Genomic DNA, 13,875 nt, shown 5'->3' on the forward strand with positions numbered 1-13,875 from the left:
GATTGATCGGCACCCGCACGGTCAGGTGTCCGGCCAGGGGGTTCGCGGGCGGACGGAAGTCGGCGATGATCAGCCGGAGCCGAGCCCGGCATCCCGCGCCCGGGCAACCGCCGCCGAACGGTCGGAGACGTGCAGCTTGGCGAAGATGTTGGACACGTGGTTGCGCACGGTCTTCTCGCTCAGCACGAGCCGCCGCGCGATCGCCTGGTTGTTCAGACCGACCGCGACCAGGTCGAGGATCTCCACCTCGCGGTCGGTCAGCTCGGGCAGCGGGCGCGGGCGTGCCGCGGTCGTGGCGAGCACCGACAGCAGGCGTTCGCCCGTAGAGGCGCCGAACACCACCTGCCCGGCCGCGACCGCCCGCACCGAGCGTACGATGTCCTCGCCGGTCGACTCCTTCAGCAGGTAGCCGCGGGCCCCGGCGCGGATCGCGGCGAGCACGCTCTCGTCGTCGGTGAGCATCGTCAGCGCCAGCACGACCGTCTCCGGCCGGTCGGCGAGGATGCGGGCGGTCGCCTCCACGCCGCTGATGCCCGGCAGGTGCAGGTCCATGAGCACCACCTCCGGCGCGACCCGTCCGGCGAGGTCGACGGCGGCCTCGCCGGTGCTCGCGACGCCCACGACGTCGATCTCCGGCGCGTCGCCGAGGAGCGCGACCAGGCCCTCGGCGAACACCGGGTGGTCCTCCACCACCATGACCTTGATCATCAGGCCGCCAGCGGGAGTCTGACGAGCAGGAGCGTGCCCGGTCCCGAGCCGGTGACCAGCTCGAACGTGCCGTTCAGCTCCTCGGACCTGCGCCGCATCGAGGCCAGGCCGAACCCGCGCCGGACGGGCGCGCCGACGCCCACGCCGTCGTCCTGCACGCGCAGCTCCAGGGTGTCGGTGGCGCGCAGCGTGACCGTGCAGCGGGAGGCCATGGCATGCCGTACGGCGTTCGTCAGCGCCTCGGCGGCGATCCGGTAAGCGGCGAGCTCGACCGGCGGCGGCAGCACGGGCAGGTCGGGCGGCACCTCCACGTCGACCGCGAGGTCGCCGGCGAAGCCCCTGCCGAGCTCGGCCAGCGCGCCGGCCAGGCCCAGGTCGTCCAGGGGCGGCGGCCGCAGGTCGTTGACGATCGTGCGGACGTCCTCGACGGTGGCGCGGATGCGCCTGGACAGCTCGTCCATCACCCCCTTGGCCTTGGCGGGGTCGGTGTCCACGAGGCGGCGGGCGCGGTCGGTCTGGAGCGCGAGCGCGGCCAGGTTGGGGCCGAGGCCGTCGTGCAGCTCGTACAGCAGGCGGTCGCGTTCCTCCTGGCGGGCGGCGAGCATACGGCCGTGCGAGCGCTCCAGGTCGGCGCCGAGGCGGTGGGCGTGCACGGTCACCGCGACGTGCGGGGCGAGCTCGCCCACCAGCTTGTGGTCCTTCGGGCGCAGCCGTTCGCCGAGCAGCAGCGCGCCGACCGGCTCGCCCCGGTGCAGCAGCGGCACGCTCTCGGCGACCGCGCCCGGACGGCCCCAGGAGGCGACGACCGCGCCGGACTCCTCGACCGCGACGTAGTGGACGCGCAACACCCTGCCGACCTCCGCGGCCATCTGGTCGAGCAACTCGCCCGGCACGCCGGCGCCGGACAGACGGGTGCCGAGCATGCGCAGCGCGCGGGCCGGGTTGTCGCGGTCGCCGTACACCAGGCGGTTGGCGGCGGCGAGGACCCGGGCGTACAGGGGATGCACGACGAACGCCACGAGCACCGCCGACACGCCCGCGCCGACGATGCCACCGAGGGTGAACGCGACCAGCGCGTACATGATCAGCAGCCCGACGCTGAGCGCGCCGAAGGCGAGCGCGCGCGACAGCAGGAGGTCCAGGTCCCACAGGCGGTGGGCGACGATCGCGACCGAGACCGCCACCGGCAGCGGCACCGCTGCCAGCACGAGCGCGCCCGCTCCCCAGGACGCGACGAGCGCCACCCCGGCCAGCGCGACCGTGATCAGCGCGGCGGCCACCACCCACTGGAGCCGCCTGCGCACCTCCTCGCCCGACGACCGGTAGCGGACGGCGAGCGAGGCCACCGCGGCGGCCACGGCCCCCGCCGTGCACGCGACGACCGGCCCGTCCAGCACGTCGGGCAGGCCGCGCAGACCGGCCAGCACGCCCGCGTACCCGTCGGGGAACAGGCCGGGCACGTTCTCGTACGGCACCGGCCGCAGCATCCAGTCCAGCGTGTTGGCCCCGATCGCGACGAGCGCCGCCACCAGCGCGGGCCGCCAGCGGCGCGAGGGCAGCCGCCCGTCCGGGAAGATCAGCAGGAAGACCGTCGGCACGACGAGGTAAGCCGGCATCCACAACCAGTTGGACGCCCACATCGCCCAGTCGTCACCCGGCAGCCGCCCGCCCCCGACGCCGCCCTCGACGCCCTGGTTGATGCCGAGCAGCCCGTACGTGCCGAGCGCCAGCCCCACCGCCTGGGCCGCCCCGGTGAACACCATCACCCAGCCCACCCGGCCCGCCGGCCCGCCCGGCCGCTGCGACACCACGAAGAGCCCCGGCACGCCGAACGACAGCGCCGCCACACCGCGGAAGGCGTCGAACCGCTCGACGATCCCCGTGACGCCGAGCGCCCGCAACCGCGGCTCGACCGCCAGCGAGCCGACCACGAGGGCGACGAGCACCCCGCCGACCAGCGCAGCACGCCGTACCGATCTGTCCTTCATGGAGTGAATCGTGCCACCCGGTTGTCCCACCGTCACGGGACGAGAAGTCCCCTCCAGGTCGGGACATGAGGCTCATGACGCCCGGCGGCCGCCCCGCACATCCTTGAGGCCGTTCCCCACGACCTCAGGAGAAGAACATGTCCGTCTCCACCACGACCACCACCGACCGGCCGCTGAAGGTCTCGCTGCTCGCCGGGGTCGGGCTGCTGCTCGCACTGGACCTGGCCGGCGCGGTCATCTCGCTGTCGGCCGGGCTGAACGCCACGTTCCTGGACGCGCTCGGCTCCCAGGCGCGCCTGTCGGCGCCGATCCCGATGATGGTCGCGCAGGTCATCCTGGTCGCGGGGGCAACCACCCGCCGCCGGGCGATCGCCGCACCCGCCGCCGGGCTGCTGGTCGTGGCGGGGATGCTGGCGTTCATGTCCGGCTTCTACGACGGAGGCTACGCGGCCGACCTCACCGGCGGGCAGCGGATCTTCCAGATCGTCCTGGTGTGCGCGCATCTGGGGGTGGGCGTGCTGGCCGCGATCCGCCTGGTCGGGCTGCTGCGCCGCCGTAAGCCACTTTCGTGAGCAGGAGAACGTCGATCGCCGGAGCCGGCGGCGCTACTGCATCCGGCCCCGCACGACTGGATCGATCCGGCGCGCGAGGTCGTATTCCGCTGGGCACCCGGTCTGTGTCAAGCCGCGGGCCGCAGGTGCTGCAGAGCCCATTCCTCGAAGCTGGTGAGCGGAAGGCCGAGGTCCCTGGCGTACTGCGGGCGGGCCGGCTGGCCGGCTATGTTCATCCACTCGTGTGAGGCGCCCATCGCCGGCATTCCGGCGGCGAGTGCCTGCTCCTCGGTCATGTCCGGCGCGGGCAGGTGCGTGCCCAGCGCGCGGGAGAGAACCTCGGCGACCTCCGTCATGGACAGATAGTCACTGGCCAGCTCCAGCTCGACCCCGTGGAACCGCTCCGGCTCGGCGATGGCTGCGGCGGCTGCCCTGCCGATGTCGTCCACCGCGGCGAGGGACAGGCGGGTGTCCGGCTTCACGACGCTCACCAAACCGCCTTCCACACCTCGCGGGAACAGGAAAGCCATGGACGGCAGGAAGTTCTCCATGAAGAAACCCGGCTTGAGGATCGTCCAGCGGGAGAAGCCGGCCGCACGAACCCGGTCCTGGATCGTGCTCTTGGCTCCCAGGCTGGCGTCCAAGGAGCCCCAGCGGCCTGCGATCCAGCCAGGAGCCTCGGTGTGCTGACCGGCGCCACTGGTGGACGTGTGGACGAACTGCGGCACTCCCGCAGCCTGCGCGCCCTCGATGAGGTTGACGGCCTGGGCCACCTCTCCGTCGAAATCGAAACCTTCGGCGGCCAGGGCGGGCATCTGGACAGAGAAGACGGCGCGGACACCCGTGGCGGCCCGCACCACCGAATCGCGATCGTGGAGATCACCGGTGACCAGATCGGCGCCCAGCGCCTCGACGGCCTTGGCTCGTTCGGTGTCGGGGTGACGCACCAGAGCGCGTACGGGTACGCCTGCGGCGAGCAGGGCTCGGGCGGTGGCGCCGCCCTGCCTGCCGGTGGCGCCGGTGACCAGGACGGGTGCGGAATGTGCAGTCATCGGGCTCCTCAGGGCTATAAACGGCGGGGGCCGCCGCTTTCTGTGCGATAAGATATGGCGGGCCCCGCCATTTAGCAACCCTGGAGATGACGCCCATGCCCGACCGCCAGCGCGCAGACGCCCGGCGCAACTATGCGCGCATCCTCGCCGTGGCCGAGGAGGAGGTCGCCGCACACGGAGCCGGCGCCTCCCTGGAACAGATCGCGCGCATCGCGGGGGTCGGCTCGGCCACCGTGCGCCGCCACTTCCCGACCCGCCGGGCGCTGCTGGAGGCGGTCTCCCATCAACGCATCGAGGCCCTGGCCACCCGCGCCCGCGAGCTGACAGGCAAGGGCGACAGCCGTGACGCGCTTCTGCAGTGGCTCAGTGACGTCGTCGCCTACTGCGTCGCGGCCCGAGGGCTGGCGGCGGCACTGGCCTACGACGGGGCCGAGACCGACCCCGTACACGAGAACACCTGCGCGGCGATGATGACAGAGGCGGGAAACCCCCTGCTGCAGCGCGCCATGCAGGACGGGGCGGTGGCGGAAGGCGTCACCGTCGCCGACCTGATCGCGCTGATCGTCGGCGTCGTCCTCGCGACGGAGCACCACCCTGACCCGGCGGCCCGCGCGGACCGGCTGTTCCGGCTGGCCGTGGCGGGCCTGAGCCCACAGGGGTGAGAAGCCTGCTCGAAAGAGCGTCCGGCTTCCGGGACTGTTCACTGTGAGTGGTCATTGGGGGCGTAGCGGTTCCAGGTGGCGCCTGCGTCAGCGGCCACTCGGGTGGTGGTCTTGTCGTGGAAGCCGAGGGCCCTGGCGATGACCGCTGCGGGCGCCTGGAGGACGAGTTGGCGTAGTGCTGCTGGTCGTGCGGTGCCGGTGAGGAATCCAGCGAGACGTAGACGTTCGCGAAGGTTGGCGGGTTGGTCGGCTCGGCGGCCGGGATGGAGCCAGCGGGCAGCGGGGTTGGTGGCGGTGTTCAGATGGGGCCGTCCGGGCCGTCCAGCCGGTCCGCTGCTCTCCCCGTGATCCGCCCGGCGAGAGGCTGCCGATGACGCCAAGGGCCTGGCCGATAAACCATGAAGTCACGACGCAGGGCGCAGGTCTATTGTTTGACCATGGCCTTCGGGGGTGAGATCCGCGACGGCGCTGGCGACGGCGGGCAGCCTGAACAGGTCTGGATCCCTGTCGGGCTCGTGCTGCTGGTCGGGCCGCCGGCCTCGGGCAAGAGCTCTTTCATTCAGGCGCTGATCGACCAAGACAAGATCGATCCTGAGGCCGTCGTGTCCAGCGACGCCATCGCCGAGCACTACCGCAACACTTCTGTTGACCGTGAATCAGCCGACCCCCAGATCTTCCAGGAGCGAGATCGCCGAGTCACTGCGCGACTTGCGTCCGGCCGCACCACGATCGCCGAGTCAACCAACGTGCTCCCTCACGCGCGCGCCAGACTGCTCGCCATAGCCGACCGGCTTCAGATGCCGGTCACCGCACTACGCTTCATCCAGCCCGAGAAGGTCCTGCTGGAGCAGAACCAGGAACGGAGGAATGCCGAGCCTGCTGCCGAGGTCTCCCGCTACGCGGCGCTCATGGCCAAGCATGCCAGCACCGGTCAGCTCTACGCAGAAGGCATGTCATTGGTGCAGGACGTACCCGGACGCGCGCAACACCGCACCCCCTCCCAGGCTGCGCGGCTCTTCGAATTCCGCACGGCCAGATGAAGACCCGGGCGATGCTCGGCCTGGCCGTGGATCGCGGCGCCTACATCTTCTGCGTGCTGGAGCAGTTTTGCCGTCATCTCAAGCACCGCGAGATCTACGCCGAGGCCTCCACCCGTCACCGCAACCCGCAGGCCCGGCTGCTGGAGGGCGCGATGTGGGAGGCGGTCAAGGACGATGTGCTGACCACGCTGAGCCTGCCCGAAGCCCCTGACGCGCTGCCGGCGTCAACGGCCACTACCTCGCCATGGTCGAAGACCTCACTCATCGTCGGTGTTCCCCAGTCCCGCGCCGTTCCAGTTCGGCGCGGCCCGCGTCGGTGAGCACCGTCTCGCGCGCCGTGCCGTGATGACCGCTCGGCTCCCCGACGTCGATGAAGCCGAGGGCGGCCAGCGCGTCCACGTCGGGCTGGTTCAGCCCGTACTCCGGGATGTCTTCGTACCAGTCGTACAGGACCAGGCTGCCGTGCTCGGCCAGCTTGCTCATGAACTCCAGCCGGCGCGGGGTGAGCCGACGCCCGATCGCCCTCGCACGCTTGACTTCCGCGATCTGGTCGAGCACTGCCCGGCCCGCGTCGGTGACGTGCCAGCGGTAACCATTCGCAAGATCGTCCCGCTCGTCGCGAATCAGCCCCCGTTCGGCCAACCGCTTGAAGTCAGCGCGCTTTGTCCAGTCGCCCCACAAGGTGTTCACGTCGCCAGTGATCACTGTGGAGTCCCGGATGCGAATCAAGAGCTTGCGTTGCCCCTCGGTGAGGTCGATCGGCGTGGTGTTCATCGCTGACCTCGGCGTCGCGTCTCGGACCAGATGCGGAGCTTCACGGTGTCGCTCATGAGGCATCATCGCCCTCGGCGCCGACGCTGATCAAGTTCGCATCGGCGATGGGCACCCCGGCCTGCGGGTGCTGTCCGAAGAACACCTCGCGCTCGCACCGGAGTACCCAGACGTTGTGGGAGCGCCTCAGGGCCCTCCGCTCGGGTCCGCGCGATGAGTTCCGAAGTAGAGCGTCGCCGTGGCGGGTGGCCCGGGGCGTGCTCGCCGTGGTGGCGGCCGTCGCGGTGGCTCTCGCTCTCCTGGCTCTGTACGTCTCGGCCCGCCGCTTCACTTCCACCCCCGTACCCATGGAAACTCCGGCCCGGACGGCGAGCCAATGAGCGCCCCCGGCCTTCGACGCGGTCTTCGCCGACGCCGGCCTGCGCGTCATCAAGAGCCACAGGATTCCGCATGGACCGATTCCTTGCCTTGTCACGGCGTCGCCGACGCAGCCGATGTCCCGGTCACCGTCACAAGGCCATGCGCAACGTCGGCCTGGAGCTGCGCTCATCCGCTTCCGTCCGCACCCGAAGCCAGGGATGCGGCCGCGAACACCCGCGCCGCTTCGGCCGGCCATCCGCTTCGTCCTCGGCCTCGGCCGCCGGAAGCCGTCCGTCGTCGAGTAGAAGTCCGAGAAAGGGACGGGCCGGAAAGGGTGTTTTGTGGTATTTGTGATCTAGGCATTGGGTCGAGCAGGGAACAGACGTGATCCATAAGCGGCTGATGATCTCGCCGACACTCGTCGGCCGCGCCGGTGAGCTGGCCCAGCTGACCGAGACCGTCTCCAACGCCCCAGCGGTCGCCGTGGTCGAGGGCGAGGCGGGCATCGGCAAGACCCGCCTGGTGGCCGAGCTGTCCCGGACCGGTCTCCGCATCCTGACCGGCGGCTGCGCCAGGATCAGGGAGCCGTTCCCCCTCGGCCCGATCGTCGAGGCGCTGCGCGAGGTGCCCGATGACCTGACCGGCCTGTCGGCGGTCGCGGGCGCGCTGCGCCCGCTCCTGCCCGAGCTGGCCGAACGCCTGCCGGAGCCCCCCGACCCCCTGGACGACCGCGCGGGCGAGCGCCACCGGGTGTTCCGCGGCCTGAGTGAGCTCCTGCGCGCGCTGGGCAAGGCCGTGCTGGTCGTGGAGGACTTGCACTGGGCCGACGAGCAGACCGTGGAGTTCCTCGGCTACCTGCTGTCCGATCCGCCCCGGGACCTGGCCGTGGTGCTGACCTACCGCGCCGACGAGGCCTCCGCCGACCTGCGTGCGGTGACGGCCCGCCTGCCGCGCGCCGTCACCCACGCCCGCGTACGGCTGACGCCGATGGACGTGGCCCAGACCAGGGCGCTGGCGGCGGCGATTCTGGACACCGAGGAGATCTCGCTCGACTTCGCCGAGCACCTGTGCGAGCGGGCCTCCGGCGTCCCGCTGGCGGTGCAGGAACTGGTGGCGCTGCTGCGCCAGCGCGGGACGCTCATGCACCGGGGCGGGGAGTGGGCGCGCAGGACCATCGCCAGGCTGGACGTGCCGGTGGGCGTGCGCGACCCGGTGCTGGAGCGGGTGGGCCGCCTGTCGCCGCAGGCCGAGGCGGTGGTGAGGGCGGCCTCGGTGTTGCAGGAGCCGATGCCGGTCGAGGTGCTGGCGGCCACCGCCCGCCTGCCGTACGAGAGCGCGCTGGACGGGTTGGACGAGGCGGTGGAGCACGGCCTGCTGACCGCGCGCGGTGACACGGCGGCGTTCCGGCACGTGCTGGCGGCGCAGGCGGTGTACGAGGACATTCCGGCGGCCAGGCGGCGCGACCTGCATGCCAGGGCCGCCGCCGCGGTGGAGGCGATGCCGTCGGTGCCGCTGGGGCAACTGGCCCACCACCACCGGCGCGCCGGGCACATGGCGGCCTGGGTGGAGGCCGCCGAACGAGCCGCCGACCAGGCGCTGCGGCTGGGCGACGACGCCGAGGTGGTCAGGATCCTGGAGGCGGTCCTGCGGCACGCTCCCCTGGAGGCGGAGCACCGCGGGCGGCTGACGGTCAAGCTCGGCTGGGCGGCCGAGGGGCTGCTGCACATTCCCGACGTCATCGACCTGCTGGCCCTGGCCTTGGACCAGGGCCCCTCGCCGGTGCTGCGCGCCGAGCTGACCCTGCTGTTGATCTATCTGAAGGACGCGACGGGACAGGGGCCCGGCCCCTGGTTCGAGGCGCTGACCTCGGCCGTGGCGGACCTGGACATCGAGGCCCAGCCCGAGCTGGCGGTGCGGATGATGACCGTCCTGAGCATGGGGCGGGACGCCAGAACCGCCGACCGGCACTGGATGGGCAGGACGCTGGCCGTCCTGCCCGCGGTCAAGAACGCGGCCCTGCAGATCTTCGTGCTCGGCAAGATCACCAGCAGTATGGTGCTGATGGGCGACCCGCGCTGGGCCGAGCTGATCGAGGAGGTGCGCGGGAGCCTCGGGCACCGGTCCTGGCACCGGGCGAAGGTCAACGCCTACTACTCGATCGGCTCGGCGCTGGCCTTCGTCGGTGACCACGTCCAGGCGCAGACGATATTACGGGTGGCCCTGGAGGGCGCGGCCTCCCTGGTCGAGGTGAGCGGCGGGGACATGATCGACCGGTGCCGTTCCGCGCTGGCGGTGGCCGACTACTGCGCGGGTTCCTGGGACGGGCTGACCACCGAGACGGCCATGCTGGCCGAGCGGCTCAGCGAGCGGCCCAAGGACAGGTACGCGGCGGCGACCGTGACCGCCTGCCTGGCACTGGCCCGCACCGACGCGGCCGGCGCCGAGTTCGGCATCCGCCAGGTGATGACCGAGGTCCCGGGCACCATGGACGAGACGGCGCTGCTGATCACCGCGCTGCTGCGCCAGGCCGTCGCGCGCGGCGAGCCGGACCGGGCGGTGGCGGAGGTCCTGCCGCTGATCGAGTCGTGGTTCGAGCGCGGCCTGCGGCCCTCGGAGGTGCGGACCGTGCCCGCGCTGGCCGAGGCGATGGTGGCGGCCGGGCGCGCCGCGGAGGCCGCGGACCTGGTGAACCGCTCCGAACGGGCGATGGCGGGCCTGCACGCGCCGCTTGCTCCCGCCGCGCTGCGCCACGCCCGCGGCGTCCTCGACCCCTCCGGCGGTCACTTCACCGCGGCGGCCGAGCTCTACGAGGCCATCCAGTGCCCGTACGAGGCGGCCCAGGCCAGGGAGCAGGCCGGGACCGATGAGCAGCTCAGGCGGGCCATCGAGACCTACGAGGCGCTCGGCGCCCGCTGGGACCTGGACCGCGCGGCCCGCCTGGCGCGCGAGCGCGGCCTGTCGCTGCCCGCCAGGCACCGGGGCGGCACCCGCGGCTATGGCGACGCCCTGTCACCCCGCGAGCGGGACGTCGCGCGGCTGGCCGCCTCCGGGCTGACCAACAAGGAGATCGCGCAGGAGCTGTTCCTGTCGGCCAAGACGGTGGAGCGGCATCTCAGCGCCGTCCTGCGCAAGCTGAACCTGCGCTCGCGGATCGAGCTGGCCCTCATGGGGGACGCCGCCACGGCGGAATGAGGGATCTCCCGCATAGCTAGCTGAATGTCCTATTCGTCACGATCTTCGCATGTCCGACGTACACGAGGCCGAGGACGAGCCCGTCGAGGATGAGCTCACCGAGGACGAAGGCGTGGAGATCGCGCCTGAAGAAGGCGGAAGCGAAGACGACAAGGACGGCTGGGTCAAGGCATGAACAAGTCAACCTCCCGGCTGGGCGCGGCCTGCCTCGCGCTCACGCTGGTCACCGGGCTCGGCACCGCCGAGGCCACGACAGAACCCCCGCCGAAGGCCGCGACCGGGCCCGGCGCCACGGTCACGCTGGTGACCGGTGACAAGGTGCAGGTGGACCCCACCGGCAGCGCCACCGTCATCGACCCGGGCAACGGCGTGTTCGCCCAGCTCACCCTGAACGGCGACGAGTACGTCATCCCCGCCGAGGCCGCCCCCTTCTTGGGCAGCACCCTGGACGTCCGCCTGTTCAACGTCAGCTACCTGGTGCGCGCCGGGCTGGACGACGCGCACGCCGACGCCCTGCCGGTCAAGGTCGAGTCGGGCGGCGTGGCCACGCTCGGCCCGCAGTCCAGGACCCTGGCCAAGAAGGACGCCGAAGGCTTCGGCCAGGAGCTGGCCGGCAAGTGGAAGGCCGGGCAGAAGCCGGGCGCCGGCCGCATCACGCTGGCCCAGCCCGAAGGCGCCCCGGCCCTGCCCGCCGATCCGATGGCGGCGCCGGCCGACTGTCCCGAGTACCACACGGTCACCGTCGACTCCATCGACCGCACCGGCAAGCCCGGCGTCATGCTCGGCTCCATCCACAGCCTGGACGACCCGACGTTCACGCTGTTCCAGGTGGGCGACGGCGTGGAGGGCACCTCCCAGGCCGTCTTCAGCGTGCCGGCGGGCCACTACAGCATCGAGGCCAGCGTCCTGACCGGACCGGTCCTGGACATGGGCTCCACCGGCGCCCTGGTGATCGAGCCGGAGTTCTCCGTCACCGAGGACATGTCGCTCACGCTGGACGCACGCAAGGCCGTGCCGTACGAGACGACGATCGAGGGCGTGTCCGAGACCGCCGACACGCAGTACGACCTCATCACCTACAACCGCACCACCGTCCAGGGCGACCAGGTCGGCAACCCGCCCTTCGGCAACTCGGTCACGGCGCTGTTCCTCATGCGCCTGGTCTCCGGAGGGGACTTCGGGGTCCACACCCTGTACGCCACGCCGACCAGGCGCGTGACCAAGGGCAGCCTGGACTTCCTGGCCATGACCTCGATCGGCGGTCCCACCGGGGCCGATCCCACGTACAAGGTGGTCTTCCACGAGCCCGGCGGCGTGCCGGCCTCGCTCACCCGCACGGTCAGGCGCTCGGACCTGACGACCGTGGACTCCACGATCCACAACACTCCGGGAGCCACCTCCCAGCACCCGGAGCTCCTGAGCACGGTCTACCTGCCGTGGACGCAGACCACCTTCGGCGTCACCGCCCCCCTGGACGGCGGCAGGCGCACCGACTACTGGTACAGCAACGCCCCCGGCAAGGTCTCCTGGGAGCCCATCCTGCGACCGGACCTTGGGCTGCGCCTGTTGGGGGAGCGCCGGCTGATCCGGCCGGGCCAGCACCTCACCGAGACCTGGAACAAGGGGCCGCAGGTGCCCTCCAGCAGTGCACCGTACGTGCAGGAGGCCCTGATCGGGATCCAGGACACCCCTGACACGAACGTCACCAGCGCGCTGCAGCAGGTGTGCGTGGCCTGCCGGCAGGGCGATCTGGGCCTGCTGTACCTCAATCCGTACGCCGACTCCACCGCCGGCCACTACCGCTCGGCCCTCGACGGACTCGCGAAGGTGGAGTTCTACCGCGACGGCGCGCTCGCCTTCACCTCGGCGACCCGGGGCGACGGCACACGTCTCACGCAGCTGCTGGACCTGCCGCTGCTGCCGCGGCCCGCCGAATACCGGCTGAAGGTGACCGGCGACAACCCTGGTGTGGGGGACGCGACCAGCACCACCGACTGGACCTTCCGCACCACGAACCGCGACCGGTCGGCCGATCTGCCCGACCAGGCGATGTGCGCGCCCGACCCCGCCCGCCGCTGCTCGTTCCTGCCCCTGCTGTTCGTACGGCCCGACCTGCCGCTGGACATCGACAACGCCACCCCCGCCGGCGAGCCGTTCGAGGTGGCCTTCACGGTGCGGCACCAGCAGTACCAGGACGACCCCAGCAGGGTGAACGCCACCGTCTCCGTCTCCTACGACGGCGGCACGACGTGGTCGGAGCCCCGGACCGCGAACCGGGGACGCGACGGCCGCTTCACCACGACCCTCACCAGCCCCGGCAGCGGCGGGTACGCCGCCCTGCGGATCAAGGCCACAGACCGCGACGGCAACGCCGTCGAGCAGACCAACCTCCGCGCCTACCGGCTCGCACCGAAGGACCAGTGACCGTGATCATCTCCCGGCTGCTCCCCGCGATCGTGCTCGGCCTGACCCTGCTGGTGCCGGCGTCGGCTCAGGCCGCCAGCGACTGCTCCACCCCCGACTGCCTGCTGAAGGTCACCTCCAAGTCCGACGCGAACGTCAGCGACGGGCTCAAGGCGGCCGACCTGCAGGACGCCTACAAGCTGCCCTCGTCCTGGCTGGGCGGCGGCCAGACCCTCGCGGTCGTGGTCCCGTACGGCCATCCCAGCGCCGAGCGCGACCTGAACGAGTATCGCAAGGGCAACGACCTGCCGCTGTGCGATGAGATGTTCCCCTGCTTCCGTCACGTGGACCAGCGCGGCGGCACCACCAGGCCACCGACCCACAACGGCTACGCGCTGCACACCGCGGCCGGGCTCGACCTGGGCTCGGCAGCCTGCCCCAACTGCAGGCTGCTGCTGGTCGAGGCCGACGACGAGACGCCGGCCAGCATAGGCGCCGCGGTCGACCAGGCGGTCGTCCAGGGCGCCGACGCGGTCTCGGTGATGACCGGCTTCTACGAGTACGCCGGCCAGCGGGCCGACGCGGCGCACTACGACCACCCCGGCGTCCCGATCGTCGCGGGCGGCGGCAGCGGGTTCGGCAACGGCGTGGGCAGGCAGATGGTCCCGGCCGCCTACGGATCGGTGATCGCGGTGGGCGCGACCACCCTGTGGCGTGACCCGGGCAACGCGCGCGGCTGGAGCGAGATGGCCTCCTCGGGGTCCGGCTCGGGCTGCTCGGTGTACGAGGCGCGCCCGGCCTGGCAGCCGAAGGGGCAGTGCGGCGCCAAGCGCACGGTCGCCGACGTGGCCGCGGTGGGCGATGCCCGCTCCCCCGTACAGCTCTACGAGAGCACCTCCTGGGGCGGCTGGATCGGCGTCAGCGGCACCCCGATCAGCGTCGCGCTGATCGGCGGCGTGTACGCGCTGGGCGACAACGGCCAGGAGATCGTGCCCGGCCAGAAGCTCTACGGCTCCGGCCAGTACCTGTTCGACATCACCACCGGCGCCAACGGGTCCTGCGGCGGCTCGCCGCTGTGCACCGCCAGGCGCGGACACGACGGGCCCACCGGCATGGGCGTACCCAACGGCATCGGCGCCTTCTGAGGA

At 71.8% G+C, this 13,875-nt stretch carries 12 protein-coding genes; 8 read left to right on the forward strand and 4 right to left on the reverse strand.

All coding sequences use genetic code 11. From position 1 onward, the window contains the following. Nucleotides 1-69: 69 nt before the first annotated feature. Together ACWEJ6_RS31505 and ACWEJ6_RS31510 are read right to left on the reverse strand one after the other, a co-directional pair. Nucleotides 70-708 carry a response regulator gene (locus ACWEJ6_RS31505; RefSeq protein ID WP_452428476.1) on the reverse strand — a complete coding sequence of 213 codons (639 nt, stop codon included), beginning with the start codon at nt 706-708 and terminating at the stop codon, nt 70-72. Beyond that, nucleotides 708-2,696 carry a sensor histidine kinase gene (locus ACWEJ6_RS31510; protein WP_452428478.1) on the reverse strand — a complete coding sequence of 663 codons (1,989 nt, stop codon included), beginning with the start codon at nt 2,694-2,696 and terminating at the stop codon, nt 708-710. The genes ACWEJ6_RS31505 and ACWEJ6_RS31510 overlap by 1 nt, the downstream gene beginning before the upstream one ends. Before the next feature lie 137 nt (nt 2,697-2,833). On the opposite strand from ACWEJ6_RS31510, the gene ACWEJ6_RS31515 reads away from it, so the two are divergent. Then, nucleotides 2,834-3,268, forward strand: coding sequence for a hypothetical protein (locus tag ACWEJ6_RS31515; protein ID WP_452428480.1), 435 nt, complete (start codon nt 2,834-2,836; stop codon nt 3,266-3,268). Between the two features lie 107 nt (nt 3,269-3,375). On the opposite strand, the gene ACWEJ6_RS31520 is transcribed toward ACWEJ6_RS31515, so the two are convergent. Then, nucleotides 3,376-4,299 (reverse strand): NmrA family NAD(P)-binding protein, encoded by a 924-nt coding sequence (locus tag ACWEJ6_RS31520; protein WP_452428482.1) that lies wholly within the window; start codon nt 4,297-4,299, stop codon nt 3,376-3,378. Between the two features lie 95 nt (nt 4,300-4,394). Between ACWEJ6_RS31520 and ACWEJ6_RS31525 the strand changes: the two genes are divergently transcribed. The 3 genes from ACWEJ6_RS31525 to ACWEJ6_RS31535 all read left to right on the forward strand — a co-directional run bounded on the left by ACWEJ6_RS31525 (nt 4,395) and on the right by ACWEJ6_RS31535 (nt 6,321). After that, the gene (locus ACWEJ6_RS31525; protein ID WP_452428484.1) at nt 4,395-4,961 is read left to right on the forward strand and encodes a TetR/AcrR family transcriptional regulator; all 567 of its coding nucleotides are present in this window, start codon (nt 4,395-4,397) and stop codon (nt 4,959-4,961) included. 437 nt (nt 4,962-5,398) lie between these two features. Continuing rightward, entirely contained in the window at nt 5,399-6,001 is a 603-nt protein-coding gene (locus ACWEJ6_RS31530) for an AAA family ATPase (protein ID WP_452428486.1), read from the forward strand. Next, the gene (locus ACWEJ6_RS31535; protein ID WP_452428488.1) at nt 5,998-6,321 is read left to right on the forward strand and encodes a hypothetical protein; all 324 of its coding nucleotides are present in this window, start codon (nt 5,998-6,000) and stop codon (nt 6,319-6,321) included. Before ACWEJ6_RS31530 ends, ACWEJ6_RS31535 begins: the two co-directional genes overlap by 4 nt. Here the strand turns inward: ACWEJ6_RS31535 and ACWEJ6_RS31540 are convergent. Further along, entirely contained in the window at nt 6,263-6,775 is a 513-nt protein-coding gene (locus tag ACWEJ6_RS31540) for a hypothetical protein (RefSeq protein ID WP_452428490.1), read from the reverse strand. The two genes, ACWEJ6_RS31535 and ACWEJ6_RS31540, sit on opposite strands and share 59 nt — an antisense overlap. Before the next feature lie 741 nt (nt 6,776-7,516). Between ACWEJ6_RS31540 and ACWEJ6_RS31545 the strand changes: the two genes are divergently transcribed. The 4 genes from ACWEJ6_RS31545 to ACWEJ6_RS31560 are packed head-to-tail and all read left to right on the forward strand — an operon-like array spanning nt 7,517 to nt 13,872. After that, nucleotides 7,517-10,324, forward strand: a complete 2,808-nt coding sequence (locus ACWEJ6_RS31545) for an ATP-binding protein (RefSeq protein WP_452428492.1) — start codon at nt 7,517-7,519, stop codon at nt 10,322-10,324. Between the two features lie 49 nt (nt 10,325-10,373). Beyond that, nucleotides 10,374-10,499, forward strand: a complete 126-nt coding sequence (locus ACWEJ6_RS31550; protein ID WP_387667137.1) for a hypothetical protein — start codon at nt 10,374-10,376, stop codon at nt 10,497-10,499. Then, the gene (locus ACWEJ6_RS31555; protein WP_452428494.1) at nt 10,496-12,748 is read left to right on the forward strand and encodes a hypothetical protein; all 2,253 of its coding nucleotides are present in this window, start codon (nt 10,496-10,498) and stop codon (nt 12,746-12,748) included. Before ACWEJ6_RS31550 ends, ACWEJ6_RS31555 begins: the two co-directional genes overlap by 4 nt. Continuing rightward, a complete protein-coding gene (locus tag ACWEJ6_RS31560; protein ID WP_452428496.1) occupies nt 12,745-13,872 on the forward strand; it encodes a hypothetical protein in 1,128 nt (375 codons plus the stop codon). Before ACWEJ6_RS31555 ends, ACWEJ6_RS31560 begins: the two co-directional genes overlap by 4 nt. Nucleotides 13,873-13,875: the final 3 nt, after the last annotated feature.

The organism is Nonomuraea sp. NPDC004702 (genome assembly GCF_053601695.1).

Bases quoted from the DNA above. Each gene is read 5' to 3' on its own strand.
- ACWEJ6_RS31510 (WP_452428478.1), bottom strand. From the start codon at position 2,696: ATGAAGGACAGATCGGTACGGCGTGCTGCGCTGGTCGGCGGGGTGCTC.
- ACWEJ6_RS31540 (WP_452428490.1), bottom strand. From the start codon at position 6,775: ATGAACACCACGCCGATCGACCTCACCGAGGGGCAACGCAAGCTCTTG.
- ACWEJ6_RS31525 (WP_452428484.1), top strand. From the start codon at position 4,395: ATGCCCGACCGCCAGCGCGCAGACGCCCGGCGCAACTATGCGCGCATC.
- ACWEJ6_RS31505 (WP_452428476.1), bottom strand. From the start codon at position 708: ATGATCAAGGTCATGGTGGTGGAGGACCACCCGGTGTTCGCCGAGGGC.
- ACWEJ6_RS31530 (WP_452428486.1), top strand. From the start codon at position 5,399: ATGGCCTTCGGGGGTGAGATCCGCGACGGCGCTGGCGACGGCGGGCAG.
- ACWEJ6_RS31515 (WP_452428480.1), top strand. From the start codon at position 2,834: ATGTCCGTCTCCACCACGACCACCACCGACCGGCCGCTGAAGGTCTCG.
- ACWEJ6_RS31555 (WP_452428494.1), top strand. From the start codon at position 10,496: ATGAACAAGTCAACCTCCCGGCTGGGCGCGGCCTGCCTCGCGCTCACG.
- ACWEJ6_RS31535 (WP_452428488.1), top strand. From the start codon at position 5,998: ATGAAGACCCGGGCGATGCTCGGCCTGGCCGTGGATCGCGGCGCCTAC.
- ACWEJ6_RS31550 (WP_387667137.1), top strand. From the start codon at position 10,374: ATGTCCGACGTACACGAGGCCGAGGACGAGCCCGTCGAGGATGAGCTC.
- ACWEJ6_RS31520 (WP_452428482.1), bottom strand. From the start codon at position 4,299: ATGACTGCACATTCCGCACCCGTCCTGGTCACCGGCGCCACCGGCAGG.